22 protein-coding genes, 1 tRNA gene and 1 rRNA gene are annotated in these 25,359 nt (G+C 36.6%); 5 read left to right on the plus strand and 19 right to left on the minus strand.

Going from position 1 to position 25,359, the window contains the following annotated elements:
• Positions 1-97: ribosomal RNA gene (locus MM239_RS05400) — 16S ribosomal RNA — on the minus strand; the annotation flags it as partial.
• Positions 98-957: 860 nt separating this feature from the next.
• A tRNA-Arg gene (locus MM239_RS05405) sits at positions 958-1,031 on the minus strand.
• A 177-nt stretch (positions 1,032-1,208) separates the two neighbouring features.
• Between MM239_RS05405 and MM239_RS05410 the strand changes: the two genes are divergently transcribed.
• Positions 1,209-1,946 (plus strand): porin family protein, encoded by a 738-nt coding sequence (locus MM239_RS05410; protein ID WP_241347187.1) that lies wholly within the window; start codon positions 1,209-1,211, stop codon positions 1,944-1,946.
• A 94-nt stretch (positions 1,947-2,040) separates the two neighbouring features.
• On the opposite strand, the gene MM239_RS05415 is transcribed toward MM239_RS05410, so the two are convergent.
• Positions 2,041-2,661 (minus strand): phosphatase PAP2 family protein, encoded by a 621-nt coding sequence (locus MM239_RS05415; protein ID WP_241347188.1) that lies wholly within the window; start codon positions 2,659-2,661, stop codon positions 2,041-2,043.
• Entirely contained in the window at positions 2,662-4,113 is a 1,452-nt protein-coding gene (rpoN, locus tag MM239_RS05420) for an RNA polymerase factor sigma-54 (RefSeq protein WP_241347189.1), read from the minus strand. It abuts the gene before it with no gap.
• A gap of 195 nt (positions 4,114-4,308) precedes the next feature.
• Here rpoN and asnS point away from each other — a divergent pair, with 195 nt between their 5' ends.
• On the plus strand, positions 4,309-5,760 hold the full coding sequence (gene asnS, locus MM239_RS05425) for an asparagine--tRNA ligase (protein WP_241347190.1): 1,452 nt from the start codon (positions 4,309-4,311) through the stop codon (positions 5,758-5,760).
• Positions 5,761-5,804: 44 nt separating this feature from the next.
• On the opposite strand, the gene MM239_RS05430 is transcribed toward asnS, so the two are convergent.
• The 7 genes from MM239_RS05430 to MM239_RS05460 all read right to left on the minus strand — a co-directional run bounded on the left by MM239_RS05430 (position 5,805) and on the right by MM239_RS05460 (position 12,417).
• Entirely contained in the window at positions 5,805-6,995 is a 1,191-nt protein-coding gene (locus MM239_RS05430; protein WP_241347191.1) for an MFS transporter, read from the minus strand.
• Between the two features lie 83 nt (positions 6,996-7,078).
• The gene (locus MM239_RS05435; RefSeq protein WP_241347192.1) at positions 7,079-8,587 is read right to left on the minus strand and encodes an NAD(P)H-hydrate dehydratase; all 1,509 of its coding nucleotides are present in this window, start codon (positions 8,585-8,587) and stop codon (positions 7,079-7,081) included.
• Positions 8,559-9,857 carry an MFS transporter gene (locus MM239_RS05440; RefSeq protein WP_241347193.1) on the minus strand — a complete coding sequence of 433 codons (1,299 nt, stop codon included), beginning with the start codon at positions 9,855-9,857 and terminating at the stop codon, positions 8,559-8,561. The genes MM239_RS05435 and MM239_RS05440 overlap by 29 nt, the downstream gene beginning before the upstream one ends.
• Before the next feature lie 261 nt (positions 9,858-10,118).
• Positions 10,119-10,580, minus strand: coding sequence for an ExbD/TolR family protein (locus MM239_RS05445; RefSeq protein WP_241347194.1), 462 nt, complete (start codon positions 10,578-10,580; stop codon positions 10,119-10,121).
• Position 10,581: 1 nt separating this feature from the next.
• Positions 10,582-11,223, minus strand: a complete 642-nt coding sequence (locus tag MM239_RS05450) for an ExbD/TolR family protein (protein WP_241347195.1) — start codon at positions 11,221-11,223, stop codon at positions 10,582-10,584.
• Positions 11,223-11,552 (minus strand): hypothetical protein, encoded by a 330-nt coding sequence (locus tag MM239_RS05455; RefSeq protein WP_241347196.1) that lies wholly within the window; start codon positions 11,550-11,552, stop codon positions 11,223-11,225. Before MM239_RS05455 ends, MM239_RS05450 begins: the two co-directional genes overlap by 1 nt.
• A gap of 61 nt (positions 11,553-11,613) precedes the next feature.
• Complete coding sequence (locus tag MM239_RS05460) at positions 11,614-12,417, minus strand: MotA/TolQ/ExbB proton channel family protein (RefSeq protein ID WP_241295933.1); 804 nt, start codon at positions 12,415-12,417, stop codon at positions 11,614-11,616.
• A gap of 652 nt (positions 12,418-13,069) precedes the next feature.
• Between MM239_RS05460 and typA the strand changes: the two genes are divergently transcribed.
• A complete protein-coding gene (gene typA, locus MM239_RS05465; protein WP_241347197.1) occupies positions 13,070-14,875 on the plus strand; it encodes a translational GTPase TypA in 1,806 nt (601 codons plus the stop codon).
• A 757-nt stretch (positions 14,876-15,632) separates the two neighbouring features.
• Here the strand turns inward: typA and MM239_RS05470 are convergent.
• The 6 genes from MM239_RS05470 to MM239_RS05495 form a co-directional block, all read right to left on the minus strand.
• Positions 15,633-16,511, minus strand: a complete 879-nt coding sequence (locus tag MM239_RS05470; RefSeq protein WP_241347198.1) for a pirin family protein — start codon at positions 16,509-16,511, stop codon at positions 15,633-15,635.
• Positions 16,512-16,581: 70 nt separating this feature from the next.
• Positions 16,582-17,175 carry a Crp/Fnr family transcriptional regulator gene (locus MM239_RS05475; RefSeq protein WP_241347199.1) on the minus strand — a complete coding sequence of 198 codons (594 nt, stop codon included), beginning with the start codon at positions 17,173-17,175 and terminating at the stop codon, positions 16,582-16,584.
• Between the two features lie 97 nt (positions 17,176-17,272).
• The gene (locus tag MM239_RS05480) at positions 17,273-17,434 is read right to left on the minus strand and encodes a hypothetical protein (protein WP_241347200.1); all 162 of its coding nucleotides are present in this window, start codon (positions 17,432-17,434) and stop codon (positions 17,273-17,275) included.
• A 188-nt stretch (positions 17,435-17,622) separates the two neighbouring features.
• Positions 17,623-18,351, minus strand: a complete 729-nt coding sequence (locus MM239_RS05485; RefSeq protein WP_241347201.1) for a hypothetical protein — start codon at positions 18,349-18,351, stop codon at positions 17,623-17,625.
• Between the two features lie 409 nt (positions 18,352-18,760).
• Positions 18,761-20,080 (minus strand): adenosylhomocysteinase, encoded by a 1,320-nt coding sequence (gene ahcY / locus MM239_RS05490; protein ID WP_241347202.1) that lies wholly within the window; start codon positions 20,078-20,080, stop codon positions 18,761-18,763.
• A gap of 79 nt (positions 20,081-20,159) precedes the next feature.
• A complete protein-coding gene (locus tag MM239_RS05495; protein WP_241347203.1) occupies positions 20,160-20,918 on the minus strand; it encodes a biotin--[acetyl-CoA-carboxylase] ligase in 759 nt (252 codons plus the stop codon).
• A 90-nt stretch (positions 20,919-21,008) separates the two neighbouring features.
• Between MM239_RS05495 and rsfS the strand changes: the two genes are divergently transcribed.
• Together rsfS and ftsH are read left to right on the plus strand one after the other, a co-directional pair.
• Positions 21,009-21,356, plus strand: a complete 348-nt coding sequence (gene rsfS / locus MM239_RS05500; protein WP_241347204.1) for a ribosome silencing factor — start codon at positions 21,009-21,011, stop codon at positions 21,354-21,356.
• Positions 21,357-21,427: 71 nt separating this feature from the next.
• Positions 21,428-23,473: an ATP-dependent zinc metalloprotease FtsH gene (gene ftsH, locus MM239_RS05505; protein WP_241347205.1), complete on the plus strand. Its 2,046-nt coding sequence runs from the start codon at positions 21,428-21,430 to the stop codon at positions 23,471-23,473.
• 250 nt (positions 23,474-23,723) lie between these two features.
• On the opposite strand, the gene floA is transcribed toward ftsH, so the two are convergent.
• Positions 23,724-24,740: a flotillin-like protein FloA gene (gene floA, locus MM239_RS05510; protein WP_241347206.1), complete on the minus strand. Its 1,017-nt coding sequence runs from the start codon at positions 24,738-24,740 to the stop codon at positions 23,724-23,726.
• 3 nt (positions 24,741-24,743) lie between these two features.
• Entirely contained in the window at positions 24,744-25,205 is a 462-nt protein-coding gene (locus MM239_RS05515) for an NfeD family protein (protein WP_241347207.1), read from the minus strand.
• Positions 25,206-25,359: the final 154 nt, after the last annotated feature.

Here is a 25,359-nt window from a genome sequence, read left to right on the forward strand (position 1 = left end):
ACTCTCATCAGAACCGAAGTCCCGAATCCCGTTCGACTTGCATGTATTAGGCCTGCCGCTAGCGTTCATCCTGAGCCAGGATCAAACTCTCCATTGTAAAGTTTCTATTTGCTACTCGTAAGTAGCTAATTCCTTTTGCTCTTGATGTTTAAATTTAATGACTAACAAAATATATTCTTGCTAATCTATTCTAGTCTTACAATACTTCAATGAACTTAATGAATACTAAACGTATCCCCTTGATATCTACAGCTTTTCTGTGATCTTTAATGCCCTTCTCTCTCGTTGGGTTTGCAAAGGTAAGGAGAAAATTTTCATTTCCAAAAACAATTTTTTAAAAAATTTTATTTCTTTAAAACTTCTTAAATCATTATTTCCTGCCTGCTATTTTGTTTATCTCAAAACATGCTCCCTCGTTTGGGATTGCAAAGGTGTGACAGTTTTTTTTAAGTTCCTAATCTCAAATAAAAAGAATTTTACTTTTTTACTCTTCCTATTGATTTTCAGAACAATAATTTCAAAACCCACTTTATATTACATTTAGGACACAAAACCCTCAAAATTCCCATGTATTAAATGAGATAGCAGTAGCTACTATTCTCACACACCAATTCATGATGCTAAATCATGAAATATTGTATACTAATAGTAATTTCTGAAGTTCTTTTGAGGTTTGGTTGATCCAAGAATTTGGAAACCTAAAGTAATCTTTCTGTCTTTGAGCGAAAAACAAAGTTTTCCAAATTTAAAGACTTAACTATTCTTATTGATTGCGGGAAGTACTCGGTGCCAATCGTTATTGACATTGTGGAAGTGACTTTGCTAGGATTCAAATACCGAAAAATCGGTACAGACTTTGAAACCTTCCCGACCTAAGTCAGGATATTCTATTCAGTTGAGAAAATTTCAATTGAATAAAACCTTTCGTCCTTGCTATGGAAGACACTTTGATATTTGTGACCTCGTCAGGATTCAAACCTGAAACCTCCTGAGCCGTAATCAGGTGCTCTATTCAGTTGAGCTACGAGGCCATAATTGGTTTGCAAAGGTAGATATGATTTTTGTATTTACAAACTCCTTTACAAAGCTTTTTAAATTTTACTTTATCTATTCATGTAATCAATTAAGAATTATTAAGATAAAAAGGAACATAAATCGCGTATGTTTTTATAATTTAGCCCCTCGATTAAAATCCAACAAATGCTTTCATGAAAAGACTAACACTATTATTCATTGCAGGATTACTGACATTCAACACCTTTGCTCAAGAAAGAGAGAGAACACCTATAGGTGGGCGACCAGATATTAAAGGTGATTTGTTCTTAGACTTTGGTTTCAACACCTTAAATAATAAGCCTGATGATCTTCAAACTAGATTTTTCCCTTCTCGGACTTTCAATGCATATTACCAGCACCCATTCAACCTCTTTGGTGAAGGATCTGGATTCACTTTCAACCCAGGTATAGGGATTGGAACTGACAAACTAGCCTTCACTGGAGGCAGGACGCTATTTAATAATCCGACTGTAGGACCAGAATCAAGTAGACTACAGGAGATAACAGACGTATATGGAGACGACATTCAAATAAATCGAAATGTTGTAGCTGTAAATTATATAGATATTCCTCTAGAAATTAGATATCACTTCAATAGATCTAACTATAAAAAAAGTATGAGGGTAGCTGTAGGCGGTAAAGTTGGTTTCCTTATGAATGCTCATACAAAAGTATCTTTTGAAGATGCAGATGGCCTGGAAAGAAAAATCAAAGATCGTCAGAACTATGGTTTTGCTCCAATAAGATATGGTATTCACACGAGATTAGGGTTTCCAGGGTTCAACATTTGGGGATATTACGGACTAAATCAAGTTTTTCAAAAAGATCAAGGACCATTCGGTACTGAAGCAAATCAAATTAACTTTGGTGTTTCATTTGCACTATTTTAAAAATTAAGAATACTCAAATTATTCATAGCCTTCTGAATATTGATGTGACTGCTCATACAGCTTCACTTGATATTTGGAAGGTTATTTTTTTTGACTATACCCAGACTAAAAAATAAGACAAAAAGCAAATCACAAACCCAAGAATAAAACCAAACCAAACTTGTAAAGGTGTATGGGTATTGAGGTATAATCTTGAACTCCCTACTAAACCCGCAAGCAATACTGCCCCTATTGCATAGTTTAATAAACTATAACCTGTCACCATCTGTGTACTTGCCAAAACAAAACCAAGCATACCACCTACTCCTATCATGTGCGCGCTGATTTTCCAAAAAAAACTAATCCCAGTCAATAAAATCAAACAAATGGTGATCACCAATAAAGTGTAAACTAGCTTGTAATCCATCCAATCATTTGTAAAAAATGCATACCCACTAATCAAGTAGAGCAAACTAATCACAGAAAAAGGCATAACCCTATCTTTCCTATCATCCATTTTTAGAGAAGAAATAGTACCAGTCAATTTCATAATCATTAAAATGGCAAGAGGAATCGCAAAAGTATTTGCGAAAATCACGAAAAAAATCAAGGGCCTATTAGGCCCTGATGAAAATTCAGATTCAGGCATTCCAAAAAGCAGAAATGCAAAAATCAATGTTGGCATCAATAAAGGCTGAAATACAGCAGATATTATTTCTGAAACTTTCTTATACACTTATAATTCCTTTCTGAGTCTTGCTACTGGAATCTGTAACTGTTCTCTATATTTCGCGACTGTTCTTCTTGCTATATTGTATCCTTTATCATTCAAAAGTTTGACCAATTTATCATCCGATAGTGGCTTCCTTTTATTCTCGTTGTCAACCATTGACTGCAAGACACTTTTCACTTCTTTGTTAGATACGTCTTCTCCCGAGTCTGTAGCAATACCTTCAGAGAAGAAGTACTTCAATGGATACACGCCAAACTCAGTTTGAATCGCTTTGCTATTTGCGACTCTTGAAACAGTAGAAATATCCATCTCTATCCTATCAGCGATATCTTTGAGGATCATGGGCTTCAACTTGGTCTCATCGCCTTCAATAAAAAACTCAGTCTGAAAATCCAAAATCGCCTGCATTGTCCTTAATAAGGTCTGTTGCCTTTGTTTAATGGCATCAATAAACCACTTGGCCGCATCTAATTTTTGCTTTACAAAAGTGACAGTTTCTTTAAGTTTTTTATCTCGCTTATCACTCTTGTCATATGCTTCAAACATATCAGAGTAAGATCTACTTACTCTCAACTCAGGAGCATTTTTAGAATTTAGTGAAATCTCCATTTTTCCATTGGCATGGGTCAATATGAAGTCTGGAATAATGTATTGTGTTTTGACCAAACCGTCAGAGATCCCTCCCGGCTTAGGATTAAGCCTTGTGATCATTTGGATGGCATCTTTCAGCTCATCATCTTCAATACCTAATCTCTTTTGGATTTTGGTGTAGTGTTTTTTTGTAAACTCTTCAAAACTGTCATTGATGATACGCATCGCATTCTGTACCACTGGATCTTCAGGATGCTCTTTTCTCTCCAACTGAATCAATAGACATTCTTGAAGATTTCGAGCAGCTATCCCCGCAGGATCAAAGTTCTGGATTTTCCTTAAAACTTCTTCTACCTCATCTAAGTCTATTTCAATATTTTGACTAAATGCCAAATCATTGATGATTGCCTCAAGATCTCTGCGAATGTATCCGTCACTTTCAATGCTACCTATTAGCTGCCTTCCTATCAACTTCTGAGACTCATCAAGTTTTAGATAACCCAATTGTGACAAAAGTTGTTCATGTAAAGACACTCCTCCAGAAATCGGGATCTCTCTATCTTCATCATCAGGAGAGTAATTGCCATCCCCTTGCATTTTGTAGCCCCCATAGTCATCATTCAAATAATCATCGATATTCAAATCCGACTCTGGAGCCTCAATATTTTCTTCATAGTTATCAGAAAAGTCCTCTTCTTGAGTCTTTTCTTCATCTCTCCCCTCTTCTAAAGCCGGGTTGATCTCCAGTTCCTCTTCAATACGAGCATCAAGTTCAGCTGTGGGAACTTGAAGTAATTTGATAAATTGAATCTGCTGTGGAGACAGTTTCTGTGAAAGTACCTGACTTAAATTAAGCTTCTGCATATAAGGTGATTCATGAATTATTAAGAGAACTTCAAACGAATTAAAATGTTGGGATAAATATTTTCTGAATTCAAATTTATGAAATTAGATCAATTTTTTGATAAAAAGCTTATTATATCGTTTTTTTGCATTCCTCTAGAACCTAACATATTCTTGTATGGTAAGAAGAGTTAAAGATACACAAAAGCAGATGTCATGGCATTTAACAAAAGAATAAAAATAAAATCACTTTTGGAAGGAGATTTTGTAGGTCAAGAATTGACCTTAATGGGTTGGGTAAGAACAAAGAGAAGTAACAAGAATGTTTCATTCGTAGCACTGAATGATGGCTCCTCTATAAATAATTACCAAGTAGTAGCGGATCCAAACATCATCTCTGAAGAAACCTTAAAACGAATCACAACAGGCGCATGTATCAAGGTCAAGGGTGAAATAGTTGCTTCTCAAGGTGCTGGACAAAGCTCTGAAATTTCAGCTTCTTCCATCACTATACTTGGAGATGCTGACCCTGAAAAGTATCCTTTGCAACCTAAAAAGCATTCACTGGAATTCTTAAGAGAGATAGCACACCTTAGGATGCGTACAAACACGTTTGGCGCAGTATTCAGGGTAAGACATGCTCTAGCGTATGCTGTTCACAAATACTTCAATGATAAGGGGTTTTTCTATATCCATACACCTATCATTACGGCATCTGATGCTGAGGGTGCAGGAGAGACTTTTAAGGTAACAACACTAGACCTCAAAAAACCACCTCTTAATGAAGATGGTAGCATCAACTATAAGGAAGATTTCTTTGAAAGAGAGACAAACCTTACTGTCTCTGGTCAGCTTGAAGGCGAACTTGCGGCAATGGCTTTATCAGAGATTTATACTTTCGGCCCTACATTTAGAGCTGAAAACTCAAATACAACAAGGCACTTGGCTGAATTCTGGATGATCGAACCAGAAATGGCATTTTATGATGCTGAAGACAACCAAGATTTAGCTGAAGACTTTTTACAATATGTGATCAGTTATGCATTGGAAAACTGTAAGGATGATTTAACCTTTTTGGATAAAAGGGCGTCAGAAGAAGAACAAAGCAAAAAAGCGGATCAAAGAAGCGAAATGGGGCTATTAGATCGTCTAAAGTTTGTGACAGAGAATAAGTTTGAAAGAATCACTTATACCGAGGCGATTGATATACTCAGAAACTCTAATCCAAACAAGAAGAAAAAATTCCAATACCTTATTGAAGAATGGGGAGCAGATTTACAGTCCGAACATGAGCGATTCTTGGTGGAAAAGCATTTCAAAAAGCCAGTAATCTTAACAGACTATCCAAAAGAAATTAAAGCTTTTTACATGCGTCAAAATGATGATGGAAAGACTGTTGCAGCTATGGACATCTTATTCCCAGGTATTGGTGAAATTGTGGGTGGATCACAGCGAGAAGAACGAATGGAGAAACTGACTCAAAGAATGGACGAAATGCACATTCCACACGAAGAGATGTGGTGGTATTTAGATACTCGAAGATTTGGAGCTACACCACATGCTGGATTTGGACTTGGCTTTGAAAGACTAGTCCTATTCGTCACTGGCATGAGTAACATCAGAGATGTGATTGCCTTCCCAAGGACACCAGGTAACGCTGAGTTTTAAAACAAATGAAATAAAAAAAGCCTGATCTCAGGCTTTTTTTATTTCTACAAATCGATCACCTTAATTCTCCTAATCAAAGGAATACAAAGTAAACTGAAGAAAATGGCTATGTAACCCACGATATTAAAATTTACTAATTGACCAGTAGCATTCTCTGCCAAAATTAATCCTGCTACAAATGAAGCAAAACCAGCGGAAAGCTGCTGCACGGCTGAATTAAAGCTCAAGAAACTCCCTCTATTCTCTGGCTTGGCTGTTCCTGTGATCAAAGCGGAAGCTGGAACCATACGCCCATTGGATGTCACGAAAAACATGGTTGAAATCAAAAGCACATAAGGAATCGGCGTCATGCCTAAGTGCGTAATCAAACCAATTGGTATTACATTGAGTGACATAAATATCGTAAAAATCTTAACTTTTCCATACTTATCGGTCAGTTTGCCTACCCATGGAGAAGTGAAAATGGTGAATGCTCCTCCAGCCATATAAATATAAGTTAGCTGCATATCCGTAAAACCAACATTAGCAACCATATAAGGGCTCAGAAAAGGTATAATCATAAATTGGCCAAGCATTATCATTATGGTAAGCGTAATTGCTCTCATTTGATTAGCATTGCTGGTGACCCTTTTGATCACTTCTATTGGTGAAGGCTTTTTATTTCCGCTTACAATATGATTTGTTAAGGACGGTACATATTTATAGATCATCCAAAATATGATGGCCGATATTCCAGCCAAAAACAAAAATGGGGCGTGCCAATTCGAAAGACTTGCGATAAATAGTCCAAAAGGTACACCAAATACAGAGGCAACCGAAAAGGCCGCCATTACCAATCCCATTGCCCGTCCTCTCCTACTATCAGGAATCACATCACCGATGATCGCCAATATCAAAGCCGATGTCAATCCCCCAAACAGTCCAGAAATTACTCTAGCTATAAGTAGGACAATATAGTTTGGTGAAAAAGCGCAGGCTAAAGTCCCTAAAAAGAACCCTGTGAACACCCAAAGCATAATCGTTCTCCTGTCGTACTTATCAAGTACAAATGCCCCCATAAAACTACTAAAACCTGCTGCAAAGGTGTAAGAAGAAACCAGAAGCCCGAATTCTCTAGGACTGATTTCAAATATTCTCATCAACTGAGGCCCTAAAGGCATCAATATCATAAAATCCACTATATGTGTAAAATTGATCGCTGCTAAAGTCCACAGCAAAAGCTTTTCCTTGGTCATTTTAACTTCAAAATATTGCTAATCAACCAATGCAAAAGTGAATAAGTTCTTTTGACTTAAAGTTATCTCCAAAGAATTCAAAACTACAAGACTTCCAATTGGACAAAGGTCTCAGGAATAGCATTTATAATATCAGAGGCAATCATACCTCTATATTTGGATTGGGATGCAATTTCACCTGCCATACCATGATGAAAAACACCGCAAATAGCAGCATTTTCTGGGCTGTATTTCTGACCTAAAAACGAAGCTATCATCCCCGTGAGCACATCTCCTGAGCCTGCAGTTGCCATATATTGATTGCCACTTGAATTGAAAATCTGTCTACCATCAGGCATTGCTATCAGAGTATGAGCTCCTTTCAAAATCAAGATGATGTTGTATTTTGTAGCAAAATCTGTAGCCCGCTGAATTCTTTCCAAGTGATCACTTGATTTACCAACTAGCCTTTCGAACTCTTTGAAATGAGGAGTCAAGATACTGTTCACTGGTAATTGATCTATGAGCTCAGGGAATTTGGATAAGAGATTGATACCATCTGCGTCCAAAACAATTGGGAGATTAACTTGATCTAACAAACCGCGAAACCAACTAAAATTCACATCCAAACCCATCCCTGGGCCAATTGCTACGGAGTCAAACTCTTCAAAACAAAAACCACCCTTTTCTCCAAAAACCATTAATTCAGGAACAATTGGCCGAAACTTATATGGGTCTGGAATTTGAGGAGCTAGCAGTACCAAGCCACTACCCGTTCTCAATGCTGCATGGCCTGCCAGATTAATTGCCCCAGTTTTCCCCAATGCTCCACCGATCAAAAGTACTTTACCAAAATCCCCCTTGTGGCTAAACCGATGAAAATACTTATGATGTTTCTTGATGTCTATTTCCCTCAAATAGAATCTATTTTGGGAAAATCTATGTATTGAGGATTCAGAGATTCCAATATCTAATACTACCAACTTTCCTATGATTTCCGCATGTTCTGGAAAAAGTAGACTCAATTTTGGAAATTGAAAAGTTAATGTGAAATCTGCCTGAAAAACAAGCCCAACTGAGGTATGATCAGCAGGAAGCCCAGAAGGCAAATCAACAGCAAGCTTAATTGCTGATAATGTATTCAAAAAACTGATTAATTCAGCATAATTTTTATTTAAAGGTCTATTTACTCCAACCCCTAAGACTGCGTCAACTATTACAGAATCATCCTTTATTTCTTTAGGCCAATCAGTGTATTGTACAACCTCAACACTATCAGGAAGTCTACTGAAATTAAAAATAAAGTCTTCTGAACAGTTTTCAATTGGCTCCATGCAAACCACGTGAATAGCTCTCTGGTCATTTTGAAGCAATCTAGCAATTACTAACCCATCGCCGCCATTGTTTCCTGATCCTACAAAAACATAAATTTTGATAACACTAGAGAATGATTGGTCTTCATACCAAGCTACAAAAGATTTACCAGCCCGCTCCATCAATTGAACAGAACTGATCCCTTCACTTTGCATATGAAAGTCATCGAGTTTTTTAACATCATCTCCAGCAATTATTGGAAGCATCATCTCAGTCAATAGCAGGTTTTTGTAAATCACTAGGTGGTATTTTTAGTAAAACTAAGAATCCTAGCCCAACAAAGAAAAATAAACCAAGAGCTAATGAGCTATTCCTCATAGATCCAGTCATTTGCTCAATAAATCCATATGAAAATGTCCCTAAAACTATGGCTATCTTTTCCGTCACATCAAAAAAACTAAAAAAAGATGCATGATCAGTAGTGTGAGCAGGAATCAATTTAGAATAAGTTGATCTAGAAAGAGACTGAATACCTCCCATTACCATCCCCACTACAAAGGCTAAGGCGAAGAATTGATAGGCTGTCTGAACAAAATAAGCCCCACAGCAAATCAAAACCCATATAAATACCATTACAATAAGTGAAGCCTTGTTACCTGAGAGCTTTGATATAAAAGCAAATAAATAGCTCCCACCAATCGCAACCAATTGGATGATTAATATGGTAATGATCAGCTGATCCCCTGGCAAACCCAACTCCTTATCTCCAAAAGTTGCTGCCAAATACATTACTGTCTGAACTCCCATACTATAAAAAAAGAATGCCAATAGAAATCTATTCATAACTGTAGAGGAACGAACTTTATAAAAAACTGATTTAATTTCCTTATAACCTACAAAAAGTAAGGAACGATTAACTTTTTTTCCATACGGGTTGTCTGGCAGATACTTAAATGAAATCTGCGCAAATCCAGCCCACCAAAACCCGACGATAAAAAAAGACCACCTTGCAGCCTGACCACCATCAGACAAGTGAAACAAATCTGGGAATTCTATCATAACCAAATTTAGAATTAGCAAAATCACACTTCCAATATACCCAAGGGCAAAACCTTTTGCACTCAAGAAATCAAATTCTTCTTCTTTAGATATTTCTGGAAGAAAAGCATTGTAAAAAACAATACTCCCAGCGTATCCAATACTCGCTAAAATCGCACAAACAATTCCCCATTCTAAATTATCTCCATCAAAAAAAAACAAGCCGAGGCAAGCCAATGATCCCAGGTATGTAAAGAACTTCATAAAAAGCAATTTCTTACCACCCGAATCAGCGATTCCAGATAAAAGAGGAGAGATAACAGCAATCACTAAAAACGAGAAGGAAATTGCGTAAGAGTACAAAACAGTATTTACAATATCTATCCCAAAAAAGCTAACCAGGTCACCGCGTTCTTGTGTGGTGGTCACGTTGTTAAAATAAACAGGAAAAATCGTAGAAGTTATTACAAGGCTATAGACTGAATTTGCCCAATCATACATTGCCCAAGCATTGTGAATTTTATTTCGCATTTACAAACTCAAATTTCTTGATATGAAAACTTATTCGAATAGATAAAACTAGAAGAATCCTGTGATAAATTGAACAACAATAATAGCATCAAAATATTCAAAATCGACGTATTAAGTACACTTTATTAGTAATATAAAAAATCTAGTATTCGCCTATTTAAAACTATGGGACCTAAATCAAATCATGATGAATAGATTTAGTAAAAATGAAAAAAGGCCATTTCAGTTTGAAGTGGCCTTTTTTTTACAAATTAAAATTGATTAATTCTGAAGTTTACCAACTGAAGCGTAAAGTACTCTTCGAGCATCTACCTCTCTCAATTCAAATTGAATATCAGAAATAGGCCCCATCTTTACCTCTCTATCTGCTTTCAGAGATATGGTCAACATTTCTCTTTCAGTTTCTGATCTTTTGTCTTTCTCTTGATTTACCCATAGAGCAATATCAGAAGTATTGATCAAAACATCATTTGCCTGAATTCTAGGTTCGGTACCATACATTGCTGTATTTTTAGGCTTTCCTACATATAGGTACGAGATCAAAGTTTTCTTTTCCAACTTAGTAAGTTGAGTTGCCTCTGGAATCTTCTGCTCCACAAGCATTTCATTTTCTCTCAGAACCGTCGTAGTCATAAAGAAGAACAACAGCATGAAGATAATATCGGGCAAAGCTGAGGTTGGAATATTTTCCGTTACCTTATTTTTTTTCTTAAACTTCGACATATTAATTACCTCCTAATTTATCTGGTTCAGCTATAGAGATGGACATTGGGAGGTTTTCTTTCCCTCTATCCAAAAGCTCCTTTTCAGCAGCAGTTTTTCCAGATAGTGCTCTATATTCCTCAGAAGTAAGCCCTACCCTTTCTGCATAGATTTCATAATAAGCCCTCTTTACATTATCCAAAACTTCAAGGTAGGTTTCATAAGAAGTACCTCTATTCGTTTTGATAGAAACTACCGCTCCACCTTGCATTGGATGATCAGAAGATTTTGAATCTCTATTTGACAAAGCTTTCAAAGATGCTGGTAGGCTATTAAACAATTCCATAGCTTCTGGAGTAGGAGCTCCGAAATTCAGAATAAATGCCTTAATATCATTTGAAAGCTGATTAGTATTGTCTAAATACTCACCTTCCACCAACAATTGATCATTTGCATTGACCAATATATTGAAAATGTTTCTCTCATTGAGAGGCACTTCAGGTGGTGGCACATTCGGGTCTTGCTTTGGAGGCAAGATATTGAGAATACCTTTATCCGAAGCAATAGTAGTAGTCACAAGCCAGAAGATCAATAGCAAGAAGGCTATATCAGCCATAGACCCTGCATTGACTTCCTGTGACATTCTGCCTCTTTTACTTGCCATTACTTGATTGCTTTATTGAGTTCTGTAAATACGATACCTACAAGAGCTACAATCGCTAAAATGTAAGTCGTAACTAAAGTTCCACCAACAAACTTGGTCAAGGTAGGAGTCATGTTAAATGGATCTCCGAGGTATTTTGGAGCTACTTCACTGTCAGCAGTGCTAAAAGCAATGAAGAAAATAACACCAAGAATTACTATACCTGCACCTGTTTTGGCTAAACTTTTCGGATTATCTAAGGATTTAATTAATGGCATTAGCACAGCCACTATCGTTCCTATGATAATCAATAAATAAGATACGTATAAGAAAATATCTATAGAATCCATATTGATTGTTTGCTTAAGTTAATAAATAATTAAGAGTTGAAACGAATCAATCAACTAATAATTACTTAGTCAATCTATGCTTCACAAGGATATCTACCAAAGAGATAGATGCATCTTCCATGTCGTTTACCAAAGAATCTATCTTAGCGACACAGTAGTTGTAGAACAATTGAAGGATAATCGCAACGATCAAACCAGCAACTGTAGTCAAGAGAGCCACTTTGATACCACCAGCTACAAGAGATGGTGAGATATCACCTGCCGCTTCAATTGCATCAAATGCAGAGATCATACCGATTACAGTACCCATGAAACCCAACATCGGGGCAAGAGAGATGAAGAGAGAGATCCAAACTAGACCTTTTTCCAATCTACCCATTTCAACAGATCCGTAAGCGATGATAGACTTTTCTACCATTTCGATTCCTTCAGTGTATCTCATCAAACCTTGAGTAAAGATAGATGCAACAGGACCTTTGGTGTTTTTAGTAACATCCTTGGCTGCTTCGATACCACCTTGCTCTAACGCTTCTTCTACTTTAGCCAAAAGTTTTTTGGTGTTGGTAGTAGAAAGGTTAAGCGTAACGATTCTTTCTAAAGAAACTGCTAAACCTAAGATTAAACAGATCAATACTGGAGACATGAAAGTAGTACCACCTTCGATAAACTTCTCCTTGATAATTTGGTGAAAACCTTTGTCTTCTTCGATGATTTCATCGTCAACGACCGCCGGAGCAACTTCTTCTGCTTCTACGACTTCTGTGGTTTCAACTTCTGCAGAGTCAACATCTGCGTCTTGAGCATTCGAGATAACCGGCGATAAAAGGATTCCGGATAGCATGAACAAAGCGATTAACTTTTTCATAATGTAGATTTTAATAGACTTTAAATAAAGGTTAAACGGTTTCTAAATTATTATTGAGATTTTAAAGTTATCATTTTTTAATTTCAAATTGCAAAGGAAACGACCATATTTTTTTTCAATAATTAATTCAGCCTCTTGTTTAGAGATTTGATTCGCAAGCTAAATTATAGCTTATGAAGTAATTAGACAATTTATTTGAATGGGAATAAACTAAAGTGAATGGGCTATATTTAAGTTTGATGATTATGATTCAAAACAATATTTCTATCCCACTAAAAATTTATCCTGTCAAATACTCAAAGAACATCCAAATATAACTAATTATTTATTAATATAAAAATCCGCCAATTCCCCAATTCAAATTTCAATTGGGGAAAGTATAATATGTTTAGTATATACAATATAATTGAAAAACACACCAAATTTAGTTTTCCCTCACATAAAATGCGTTGGTTTATTAATTTAAAGTATGTCCTCTACATCTTTCTTAATAAAGACTATAAACATTGTAAGACCAAGTATCATTCGCAAAATGTTCTTCTAAGATTTCCAAACTCAATTTTAGGAAATCATTAAATATCATGGAGTTTGAATAGAAATCAAGCTGATACAAAATTTTATTCTTACATTTGCACCTTAATTCAATTTTACAATGCAAAATATACGGAATATTGCGATTATCGCACACGTTGACCACGGTAAGACAACCTTGGTGGACAAAATCATCCATGCTTCCAAAATCTTTCGTGAAAACCAACAGTTTGACGATCTAATATTGGATAACAACGACTTGGAAAGAGAAAGAGGTATCACGATTCTTTCCAAAAACGTATCCGTTAGGTATAAAGATCACAAAATCAACATCATTGACACCCCTGGTCACGCCGACTTTGGTGGTGAAGTAGAAAGAGTTTTGAAAATGGCCGACGGTGTTATCCTTTTGGTGGATGCTTTCGAAGGACCTATGCCACAGACGAGGTTTGTACTTGGAAAGGCACTAGCTTTAGGCTTGACTCCAATAGTAGTGGTAAATAAAGTAGATAAAGAAAACTGTAGACCGGACGAAGTACAAGAGTCTGTTTTTGAATTGATGTTCAACTTGGACGCAACTGAAGAGCAGCTTGAGTTTACAACACTTTACGGGTCTGCAAAACAAAATTGGATGGGTCCTGATTGGAAAACTCCTACAGATTCTATCCTTCCATTACTTGATGCTATCATTGACCATATTCCTGCTCCAAAAATTGATGAAGGAAGCCTTCAAATGCAAATCACTTCTCTTGATTACTCAAACTTCGTAGGCCGTATTGCTATCGGAAGAGTTAAAAGAGGAAGTATCAAAGAAGGTGCACAACTTACACTTTGTAAAGCTGATGGTGTTTTCAAAAAAGTAAAAGTAAAAGAACTTCACGTATTTGAAGGTCTTGGGAAAAACAAAGTTACAGAAGTATTTGCTGGAGACATTTGTGCCGTAACAGGTATCGAAGATTTTGAAATTGGCGACACCATCGCTGCATTAGAAAATCCAGAGCCGCTTCCAAGAATCTCGATTGATGAGCCGACTATGAATATGCTCTTCACCATTAACAATTCTCCTTTCTTCGGCAAAGAAGGTAAGTTTGTGACTTCTCGTCACTTGAGAGATAGGTTGATGAAAGAGATGGAAAAAAACCTTGCTCTAAGAGTTGAGTCAACTGATTCTGAAGATAAGTTCCTAGTTTATGGTAGAGGTATCCTTCACTTGTCTGTTTTGATAGAGACAATGAGAAGAGAAGGATATGAACTTCAAGTGGGTCAGCCACAGGTAATTTTTAAAGAAATCGATGGTGTGAAAAATGAACCTATCGAAACTTTAGTGGTAGATGTACCTGAAGCTACAGCTGGTAAAGTAATCGAACTTGCTACTCAAAGAAAAGGTGAACTTCTAATCATGGAACCAAAAGGTGACTTACAACACCTTGAATTCAGAATTCCTTCAAGAGGATTGATCGGGTTGAGAAATAATGTATTGACAGCTACTCAAGGTGAAGCTATCATGAACCATAGGTTCTCTTCTTATGAACCATTCAAAGGTAATATCCCAGAAAGAAATAATGGATCACTGATCTCTATGGAAGCTGGTCAATGTACTGCCTATGCGATAGATAAACTTCAGGATAGAGGTACATTCTTCATCGAGCCAGGTGATGAGCTATATACAGGCCAAGTGATCGGCGAGAACTCAAGAGATAACGATATCGTGGTAAATGTACAGAAAGGTAAGAAGCTGACTAACATGAGAGCATCTGGTTCTGACGATAATACTAGAATCGCTCCTCCAAAGAAATTCTCTCTAGAAGAAGCTATGGAATATATCCAAAAAGATGAATACTTGGAAATCACTCCAAAGTCCATTAGAATGAGAAAAATCTACTTGGATGAGAACGAAAGAGCAAGAATGGCTAAGAAAGACGCTTAATTGCTGAACCAAGTACCAAGTATTAAGTACCAAGAAGACCCCGAAGGAAACTTTGGGGTCTTTTTTTGACCTTTGGGTTTGGAAAGCTACTGGAATCAAGAAGGTCTTCAAATCTAAACAAAACCCTGAATTTTCTCAAAACTTTGAAAATAAGGATGAAAGAAGTATTGAAAATAAGCTAAAAACTAAGAAATAAACCTTCGTGGTCTGAAAAAAGACCTGAAAGGTTTTTTTTCAAACTTCGACCTTTGGATTCCGATAGATACCAGAATAAGAAATCCCGTAGATTCTTATAAATAACTGCAAATACTTGTTTGATTTTAAAAACCTGACGGATCCTTTTATAATGGATGAACCAACACTTTTATTGTTTAGTAAACAATACTATTGTAGTTTACTAAACAAAACTTTCACGAAATTACATAAAATCTAAAATATCATTTACCATTTCATCTTCATTGAGTCCCTCCTAGATGAGTTTGGCACAGGTGAGATAGAACCCTATTTCAGTAACAAATGATTTGTAAGGGTAAAGCATTTTTCCGAGGAACCACTTTTTAGTCAAGATATTAAAGTCTTTACCCAACTAAAATCAATCATAAAAAACGATAAACATCATACAGAAAATGATTCTATCAAGCTACCATCTACAAAATTTTCTGCAAATAAATAATCTTAATCACCTCCTATATGACGTTTATCCAGTTTTTGAAAGCACTATGTCTCACGCACCAAGTTCATTTAGATTTATTTTAACTCAATCCTCCAAATATCCAAATTTGCCATTGTTGAAATCATTGAATGCTTCTCTCAACTCCTCCTTTGTATTCATCACAAAAGGACCATGGGCTGCGATTGGTTCTTTGATCGGTTCACCACTCAATACCAAAACCACTGCATTTTCGTTTGCTTCTATCTCAAAGGCTTCACCATCATTTGCCATTAATGCCAAATGGTCAGTTGGCACTGCTTCTTTTCCATTGATAGTGATACTGCCTTCCAATACTAGCAAAACAGTATTAAAATGGCTAGGAAATTCAAAATTTACTTTACCATTTTTGTTCAATTTAGCATTGTACATGTGGATTGGGCTGAAAGTTGATGCGACTCCTTTAGTACCATTATATACCCCTGCGACAACCTCGATAATTCCAGCATGCTCTTCCAATTCAAACCTACTTATCTCATCGAATTTGATAGCTTGGTATTTAGGCTTAGACATCTTATCCTTTTTGGGCAAGTTCACCCAGAGTTGAACCATCTGAAAGGCTCCTCCTTTTTTACTCCATTCCTCTTCATGATACTCTTTATGAAGCACACCGCTTGCAGCTGTCATCCACTGCACATCTCCTTCACCTATAACACCACCTCCTCCACTGCTGTCGTGGTGCTGCACCTTTCCTTTGTAAGCAAGGGTTACGGTTTCAAAACCTCTATGTGGATGAACTCCTACACCTTTTGGATATTTAGATGGTGGGAATTCATACAATGAATTATAGTCCAACATGATAAACGGATCCATGCGGATCATATCCATTCTATATGCGCTTGGAATAAAATTATGAACCCGAAAACCATCTCCAACAAAGTGAGGCTCTCTTGGGCTTGCCACCAATTCTACTGTTCTTGTTTTCATAAATTTTACAATTTGTTATATGTAAAATTAGCTGCAAAGAAAGTAGTGTACATTGATGTATGGTAAGTTCCTATCTTTTGAGGTTTTTTAGTGCTAGCTCCTTGCGAACCCGACTCAAACTCTCTGGGGTGATCCCTAGATACGAAGCAACCATTGCTTGAGGGACTCTTAACATGATGTCTGGATACATTTTGACAAATTGTAAATATCTCTCCTCAGCATTTGCACCCAATAATAAATCAATCCTATTTTGCAAGTTTCTGATATGGTTGTGAAGTAGTCGGTTGTTGAAATCTGTAAAAGCGGGAAATTTTTCTGAAAGTAAATGAATGAAGTCCTCGTCTATAGACACCACTTCACTATCTTCCAATGCCTGAATGTAATATACCGATGGTTGGTTGAAAAAAGAACTTTCTCTATCAGTTACAAACCAATTTTCAGGTGCAAAATTAAGAATATGCTCTTTTCCCTTTTTGTCAATGGAATACTGTCTCAAAAGTCCACTTTCGACAAAAAAAGTATGCTTACAGTACTCACCACTGCGGATCAAGAACTGATCTTTCCTAATTTTTTTCGTTGTGCACTTTTCAACTATTGCCGATATTTCCATCTCATCTATATCGATATTTGACGACAGGTATGATTTTAAGCTGAAACTATTCATGAAGATTATTAATACTATTTTCCAGATTCTAAAACTCCTAAAATATAAAAAAAAGGATGCATTAAACGATATCCATGCCACTCCCAAATTATTTCACTCATCTATATAACTCTTTCAAGCTCTCTATGATTTGTTTATTGTTATAAATTAGCTCCTCAAAAACGGCCTGTTCTATGGTGCCAATATTTCTGATATCTTCCAATGGATTAGAAGTCAATAATATCATCTCGGCATTTTTCCCTATTTCTATCGTCCCCAAAGTCGAATGCTCTCCAAAAACTTTGCTGCATTATATGTAGTTGATCTTAAAATTGTATAATTATCAATCCCAATGGCAGACCAATATAACATTTCCACATAGATATTAAATCCAAGGGCTTGAAAATGGGTATCTGCATCTCCTCCTATCAGTAACAAACACCCAGCATCATATAAGCCCTTTAATATTTATTTCTTTGCTTCAAACGCACCCTGATTTTTCTCCATTGATGCTTTCATCACCTCAAGACCACCTAATTCATCAATGTATGATTCGTAATCAGCTTCCCGTTTCTTTGTGATTTCTTCGGGCAAAAGCATATAGGTAAACCTTTCTTTATAGCCATTTGGATACAAAAGATTGAATGTCTTAACATCCCAGTCCAATGTAGGATAATTGTAAACCTCATTGAGCTTAGTAATTTGTTTTGATTTCTCAATTTGATTATCGCTTTGCAACCAAAAATAATCACCTAAATGCTCCACACTTCTAAATCCGCTATGAAGCACTTTATCCATATCCACCATATAACCCAGACCGAACTTTTGATATACAGGAAAGTGACCACAAAAAATCACATCATTCAATTTCGTTGCCTCACTTAGGTTCTCAAATGTTTCTTCATTACCAAGACTAAGCAACTTTACAAATCCCTCCCCAGTTTCTTTCATTCCTTTCATTAAGCTATCTGCTTGACCAACTGTATACAAATTGTTTTTTCTGATCAAATGGCTAAAATGAATACTTGGCCTTAAAACTCCGTCTTCAGAATCAAATATTCTTTTGAGCTCATTTTGATCGATTACACTATTCATCACACGCAGATGAGTGACACCAGCTGCCTGATTATACTTCAAAAACTCTTCTACCCGATCCTTATCTGGAAGGTGCATATGCATATCTACCGAACCAGGCATCAAAAACTCCCCCTTTACCGCTATAACTTGCGTTTTACTATTCTTCTTAGGCTTCAGGTTTTTAAAATGATCTATGGCAATTATTTCATCTTCTTAGATTAGCACACTTCGAGAAGTCAACGCAGTATCACTGGTCATTGGTATCACGTTGAAATCTTTGAAAAGTACATTTTGAGTAAAACTATTGCAGGTAGTGGAAATGAAGCATAATACTACCAAAAGAATGAGTGGGGAGAATTTCAGTTTCATGGTAAAAGAATTAATTTTAAAGTCAAAGAATCAAAACAAATCAGTTTTAGCCATTATTTTAAAATACAGCTTGACCTCTTCAAAAATCAAAAAATAAATTCAATAAAAAAGACTGGGGATTACCCAGCCTTTTTTACCTCTAAAAATTTCAATTTATAAATTAATACCTATAATACTCTGGCTTGTATGGTCCTTCTGGAGTCACACCAATATACTCTGCTTGCTCTTGACTCAAAGTATCAAGTTCAACCCCAAGCTTTGCAAGGTGAAGGGCAGCTACTTTTTCGTCTAGGTGCTTAGGAAGCACATAAACCCCAGGCTGATATTGATCAGTGTTCGTCCACAATTCAATTTGAGCCAAAGTTTGATTAGTAAATGAATTAGACATTACAAAAGAAGGGTGTCCTGTAGCACATCCTAAATTCACGAGCCTTCCTTCAGCCAATACAATAATTTCTTTTCCTTCAATGTTATAAAGATCCACTTGAGGCTTGATCACATCTTTGGTACTTCCATAATTACCATTCAGCCAAGCCATGTCGATTTCATTATCGAAGTGTCCGATATTACAAACAATAGCTTTATCCTTCATGGCTCTAAAGTGCTCTTCAGAAATGATGTCTTTATTACCTGTCGCTGTCACGACGATATCAGCTTCTTTCACAGCATCCACCATTTTCTTCACTGCAAAACCGTCCATTGCAGCTTGAAGCGCACAGATTGGATCGATCTCAGTCACTATAACTCTAGCACCAGCTCCTCTAAGTGATGCTGCTGAACCTTTCCCTACGTCTCCGTAACCAGCAACTACAGCCACTTTTCCAGCCATCATCACATCTGTAGCTCTCCTGATAGCATCTACTAATGATTCTTTACAGCCATATTTGTTGTCAAATTTAGACTTTGTTACAGAATCATTCACGTTGATTGCTGGCATAGGCAAAGTGCCATTTTTCATTCTTTCGTATAATCTATGTACACCAGTAGTGGTCTCTTCAGACAAACCTTTGATTCCAGCTACCAATTCAGGGTATTGGTCAAGAACCATATTGGTCAAGTCTCCACCATCATCCAAGATCATGTTCAATGGCTTTCTATCTTCTCCAAAGAAAATGGTTTGCTCAATACACCAATCAAACTCTTGCTCGTTCAATCCTTTCCAGGCATACACAGAAATACCCGCTGCGGCAATTGCTGCTGCTGCATGATCTTGAGTGGAAAAAATGTTACAAGAAGACCAAGTCACTTCAGCTCCTAACGCTACTAGTGTCTCAATCAAAACAGCAGTTTGTATTGTCATGTGAAGGCAGCCCGCTATTCTTGCTCCTTTCAAAGGTTGAGAAGCTCCAAACTCCTCTCTCAAGGACATCAAACCTGGCATTTCAGCTTCGGCCAATTTAATTTCTTTTCGTCCCCACTCAGCGAGTGAAATATCTTTTACTTTATACTTTACGTATTTGTCGGATTTAATTTCAGACATGCTATTATATTGTTTATGAATTAATTCGGATATTAAGAATTACAAAACTACAGCTTTTTGCACCAAATGTAAAATCTTATTACTTAATGAACTTAACTTCTTTGAATGCATAAAAGTTTTGCACTCCTGATTCTTTCTCCATGATTAATTTCCCTTCTTCTGTGATACCAATGATTTGACCAATAAAATCTTCCCCATCTGAATACTTTGCCCAAGAATTCAACAAATACATGCTTTTCAAATACCTATCCTTCAATTCACTTAATTTCCCTCCTTTTAGTAAAACATAATTTTTTTCGATTTTATGGATTATTAGGCTAAAAATCTCTTTAAGATTTAATTCTTGCTTAGATAACCAAACCAAAGAAGTAGCTTGATCTAAATCGAAAAATTTTTGATTTACGTTTAACCCAATACCTACTACTGCACTAGACACCTTCCCTTTTGAAATTACATTTTCAAATAAGATCCCGCCTACCTTATGTCCATTAGTGGTGTAAATATCATTGGGCCATTTCACTAAAAGCTCCAAATTCAAACTAGCTAATGCCTCAACTATAGCCACTGAAATCATAATATTCAAATAAAACTGATCCATAGCATTCAAGAAAGTGGGCCTAAGAACCAAGGAAAACGTTAGGTTTTCATTTGGTTCACTTTTCCAGACATTACCTCTTTGACCTTTGCCGTGAGTTTGCTCACCTGCTATGACAATACTTCCTTCGGTCACTTTGCCAGACTTGAGCATATCCATGGCTAAATCATTGGTCGAGTGACAGACTGGCAGATAAATCACTTCTTTGCCCAGAAATAATGTATTGGCAAGGATTTTATACATTTTTTATAGTTAATTTGTAAACCAATAAAGATATTTAACAAGGCTCTTTCAAGCCAACATTTGAGTATCTTGTAAATTTAAACCAAAAATATGACAGCAGAAGAGCTGAGTAAAGTAATTGTGAAGGGGATGGAGGAGAAAAAAGCTTCCAAAATCGTGCTGATGGATCTTAGAGATGTTAAAAATTCAATGACAGATTTTTTTGTAATTTGTTCTGGTAATTCTGACACGCAAGTAGAAGCTATAGCTGATTCAATAGAAGAGTTCGTATTCAAATCCCACAAGGAGAAACCTTGGAGAGTAGAGGGCAAAAACAACAATGAATGGGTACTAATTGACTTCACTAATGTCGTAGCACATGTCTTTCTTAAGGATCAAAGAGAATTCTTTGCATTAGAGGAATTGTGGGGTGATGCAGTAATTACCAGAATTGATTAAGTGTTTTATTGAACTTTCTACTTCCAGATTCGTTTTAAAAAAAATTATATAAAGGCAACAAATTCCTAGCGATGAGCGAAAATAATAAAAGTAAAAAATTCATTCCAAAAACCCCACAGAAACCAAATGTACAACTTTGGTTGATCATTACGGCTGTGATCGTGCTGATTGGTGTGACTTGGTTTCAAAAAAGCAATACAGTAATTAACATTACTAAGAGCAAGTTTGAAGATATATATTTGGCTAATGATGTATCAAAAGTGATGATCATCAGAAACCAAAACAGGGTCGATGTCACCTTGAAAGAATCAGCACTTGAAAATGAGCGATACAAAAGTGAACTAGAAGGTAAAAGTCCATTTTTCAATCCAACTGGACCACACTACTCTGTAGAGGTAGCAAGTGCTGAGAAGTTTGCTTCAGATTTTGAAGAACTCGAATCAAAAGTACCCGAGAATCAAAGGATAGGCTATAATGTCAAAAACGAAGAATCATGGGGAAGCTGGTTTACTAGTTTTGGTTTCATGATTTTGCTATTCGTACTTTTCTGGGTTATGATGAGAAGAATGGCTGGACCAAGTGGACCGGGCGGTCAAATTTTCAATGTTGGAAAATCAAGAGCGCAACTTTTTGATGCTGAAAACAAAGTAAAAATCACATTTGATAATGTTGCTGGCCTTGATGAAGCCAAGGAGGAAATTCAAGAAATCGTAGAATTTTTGAAAAATCCAGGAAAATTCACCAAGCTTGGTGGTAAGATTCCAAAAGGCGCCCTTCTGGTAGGCCCTCCAGGAACTGGAAAAACACTCTTGGCAAAGGCTGTCGCTGGTGAAGCTGGAGTTCCATTTTACACACTTTCTGGCTCTGATTTCGTAGAGATGTTCGTTGGTGTGGGAGCTGCTAGAGTAAGAGATTTGTTCAAGCAGGCCAAAGAAAAAGCACCGTGTATCATTTTCATTGATGAGATAGATGCTATCGGTAGATCTAGAGGTAAGGGACAAATGCCAGGCTCTAATGATGAAAGAGAAAACACACTGAATTCACTTCTTGTAGAAATGGACGGGTTCGGTACAGATACGGGAGTAATCGTATTGGCTGCTACAAACAGGCCTGATGTACTTGATTCTGCATTGCTTCGTCCAGGACGCTTTGATAGACAGATCAGTATAGACAAACCAGATATTGTAGGAAGAGAAGCGATTTTCAAAGTACATCTGAAGCCTATTAAAACAGTTACAGATGTCGATGCAAAAAAACTTGCAGCTCAAACGCCAGGTTTCGCAGGTGCTGAAATCGCCAACGTTTGTAATGAGGCAGCCCTTATCGCTGCAAGAAGAAACAAAGAAGCAGTAGATATGCAGGATTTCCAAGATGCGATAGACAGAGTCATCGGTGGATTGGAGAAGAAAAACAAAATTATCTCACCAGAGGAAAAGAAAATTGTAGCTTATCATGAAGCAGGTCATGCTGTAGCAGGGTGGTTTTTAGAGCATGCTGACCCTTTGGTAAAAGTAAGTATTGTCCCACGTGGAGTTGCTGCCTTAGGTTATGCTCAGTACCTTCCAAAAGAACAGTTTTTGTATCAAACAGAGCAATTGATCGATGAAATGTGTATGACCCTTGGAGGTCGTGCCGCTGAAGAGATTGTATTTGGAAAAATCTCTACTGGTGCACTATCTGATCTAGAAAGAATTACCAAATTGGCTTATTCTATAGTCTCTATATATGGCATGAATGAAAAAATAGGAAATGTTTCTTTCTACGATAGCAAGAGTTCTGAATATAGAATGTCTAAACCATATTCTGAAAAAACATCTGAAACTATAGATGAAGAAGTAAGAAAACTAATAGGTTTTGCATACGAGAGGACAATCAAGTTACTTACTGAAAGAAAAAATGAATTAGAAATCCTTGCAAAGGAGCTACTAGAAAAAGAAATTCTTTTCCAAACGGATCTTGAAAAACTCATTGGTAAAAGACCTTTCGGAAAAGAAACAACTTATGAAGCCTTCACCAGAAAAATAGAGGCGAACGAAAAAGCAGCTGCAGAAAAAGCGGCTTTGGAAGCTGAAAAAACTGTAGAAGAGTCTTCTCAAGTTGGAGAAAATAAAGATTAAAAATACTTTCAAAAGTAACTAGCATTTATAATATTCAAGCTTTGTCTTATATATTAAACAACAAAACCTGACCATTTGGTCAGGTTTTGTTGTTTAAAGCTATTAAAATAAATCAAGACTAGATCAAAGTCTACTCTAGAGGGAGCCCTGAGGTAATTTGGTATAAGCTTTACTTTTCACTTTTCAATATATGAGTATAGCAGCAACACATTGGAAGATGCAAAATCAACAAATAGAAACTACAAAGAACTTACTTCTTGTCTCCTAACTTCCCCTTGTTCGAATCAGAGCTACTACCACCATCATTTCCAGCGATAGAAGATCTCATATCAGTATCTGACTTGATATTTTCCATTCTATAATAATCCATCACACCCAATTTCCCTGATCTAAAAGCCTCAGCCAAAGCCTGAGGAACTTCAGCTTCGGCTTCGATTACCTTAGCCCTCATTTCTACTGATTTGGCTTTCATTTCTTGCTCTAATGCTACTGCCATAGCTCTACGCTCTTCCGCCTTTGCTTCAGCAACTTTCAAATCCGCAGAAGCCTGATCGATTTGAAGCTTTGCACCGATGTTTGTTCCCACATCAATATCAGCAATATCGATAGACAAAATTTCAAAAGCTGTACCCGCATCCAACCCACGTTCCAACACAAGTTTAGATATCTTATCAGGATTTTCTAGTACGCTTTTATGATTTTGTGCAGATCCAATAGAGGTTACTATACCCTCTCCTACTCTTGCCAAAATCGTATCTTCTCCCGCTCCTCCTACAAGTTGTGCAATGTTCGCTCTTACGGTTACCCTAGCTTTAGCTATCAATTGAATCCCATCAGCAGCTACAGCTGCAACATTTGGGGTGTTGATCACTTTTGGGTTTACCGATATTTGAACCGCCTCAAAAACATCTCTCCCTGCTAAATCAATCGCTGTTGCCTGCTTGAAGCTCAAATTGATATTTGCTTTGTCAGCAGAGATCAATGCCCTAATCACGTTAGGCACATTTCCCCCAGCCAAATAGTGGGTTTCTAACTCATTGGTTGTCAAATCAAGACCTGCTTTAGTCGCTGTAATCAAAGAATTAACAATGATGCTTGGTGGAACCTTCCTGATTCTCATACCAATCAATTCTCCAATTCTAACCTTTACCCTAGCAAAAATCGCTGTGATCCAGAGGTTGACTGGCACAAAGTACAAGAAGACAAAAAGAAGGATCAGCGCGCCAAATGCTGCAAATAAAATAATGGCCGAATTTGAATTTTCCATGTTTTAACTTTTTACAATGATAGTATTATGATCCAATTTAGTAATAATTAATTTTTGTCCCACAGAAACATAGCCTGAATCTGACTTTACTTCTAAAATTTTCTCTCCAAACGAAGCTTTACCAATTGGCCTCAAGTCCGAAATGGCTTTTCCTTCCATCCCTATTTCTAGTCCATCCATTCTTCCGTCAAAGCTTCGTCCTTCTACCGTATCGTGAAGAGCAAATTTAGTCCAGACTCCTGATTTAAATCCATAGATAATTGCTCCTAAATTCAGTATAAAAGCCATGGAAAAAACCAACCATGCAACATTCGATTCCAAAACTGCAAATCCATAAACTACACCAACTGCCGAGATCGCAAATCCCATCACTCCTATAATGGTAGTACCTGGTATAAAGAAAATCTCAGTAAGGATCAATATCAAACCTATCCCCAAAAGTGTGAGTAAAACCATCCAAATCATGAAATTTATTTTTTTAGCATTTATCAGTCCTTAAACTTATGAATTTCAATCATATAATCCTCAAAAATAATCGCATCATTTTAAATTTTAACTTAAGATCTATACCCTAAAAACTAATTTTTGGTTTACTGAAAATAATTATAGTTACAGCATA

This window comes from Belliella filtrata (assembly GCF_022549775.1).
Lineage (GTDB): Bacteria > Bacteroidota > Bacteroidia > Cytophagales > Cyclobacteriaceae > Belliella > Belliella filtrata.

What these genes read in the sequence shown, in the direction of transcription:
- MM239_RS05410 (WP_241347187.1), top strand. Translation starts at nt 1,209, where the DNA reads ATGAAAAGACTAACACTATTATTCATTGCAGGATTACTGACATTCAAC.
- rpoN (WP_241347189.1), bottom strand. Translation starts at nt 4,113, where the DNA reads ATGCAGAAGCTTAATTTAAGTCAGGTACTTTCACAGAAACTGTCTCCA.
- asnS (WP_241347190.1), top strand. Translation starts at nt 4,309, where the DNA reads ATGGCATTTAACAAAAGAATAAAAATAAAATCACTTTTGGAAGGAGAT.
- MM239_RS05430 (WP_241347191.1), bottom strand. Translation starts at nt 6,995, where the DNA reads ATGACCAAGGAAAAGCTTTTGCTGTGGACTTTAGCAGCGATCAATTTT.
- MM239_RS05440 (WP_241347193.1), bottom strand. Translation starts at nt 9,857, where the DNA reads ATGCGAAATAAAATTCACAATGCTTGGGCAATGTATGATTGGGCAAAT.
- MM239_RS05445 (WP_241347194.1), bottom strand. Translation starts at nt 10,580, where the DNA reads ATGTCGAAGTTTAAGAAAAAAAATAAGGTAACGGAAAATATTCCAACC.
- MM239_RS05450 (WP_241347195.1), bottom strand. Translation starts at nt 11,223, where the DNA reads ATGGCAAGTAAAAGAGGCAGAATGTCACAGGAAGTCAATGCAGGGTCT.
- MM239_RS05455 (WP_241347196.1), bottom strand. Translation starts at nt 11,552, where the DNA reads ATGGATTCTATAGATATTTTCTTATACGTATCTTATTTATTGATTATC.
- MM239_RS05460 (WP_241295933.1), bottom strand. Translation starts at nt 12,417, where the DNA reads ATGAAAAAGTTAATCGCTTTGTTCATGCTATCCGGAATCCTTTTATCG.
- typA (WP_241347197.1), top strand. Translation starts at nt 13,070, where the DNA reads ATGCAAAATATACGGAATATTGCGATTATCGCACACGTTGACCACGGT.
- MM239_RS05470 (WP_241347198.1), bottom strand. Translation starts at nt 16,511, where the DNA reads ATGAAAACAAGAACAGTAGAATTGGTGGCAAGCCCAAGAGAGCCTCAC.
- MM239_RS05475 (WP_241347199.1), bottom strand. Translation starts at nt 17,175, where the DNA reads ATGAATAGTTTCAGCTTAAAATCATACCTGTCGTCAAATATCGATATA.
- MM239_RS05485 (WP_241347201.1), bottom strand. Translation starts at nt 18,351, where the DNA reads ATGCCTGGTTCGGTAGATATGCATATGCACCTTCCAGATAAGGATCGG.
- ahcY (WP_241347202.1), bottom strand. Translation starts at nt 20,080, where the DNA reads ATGTCTGAAATTAAATCCGACAAATACGTAAAGTATAAAGTAAAAGAT.
- MM239_RS05495 (WP_241347203.1), bottom strand. Translation starts at nt 20,918, where the DNA reads ATGTATAAAATCCTTGCCAATACATTATTTCTGGGCAAAGAAGTGATT.
- rsfS (WP_241347204.1), top strand. Translation starts at nt 21,009, where the DNA reads ATGACAGCAGAAGAGCTGAGTAAAGTAATTGTGAAGGGGATGGAGGAG.
- ftsH (WP_241347205.1), top strand. Translation starts at nt 21,428, where the DNA reads ATGAGCGAAAATAATAAAAGTAAAAAATTCATTCCAAAAACCCCACAG.
- floA (WP_241347206.1), bottom strand. Translation starts at nt 24,740, where the DNA reads ATGGAAAATTCAAATTCGGCCATTATTTTATTTGCAGCATTTGGCGCG.
- MM239_RS05515 (WP_241347207.1), bottom strand. Translation starts at nt 25,205, where the DNA reads ATGATTTGGATGGTTTTACTCACACTTTTGGGGATAGGTTTGATATTG.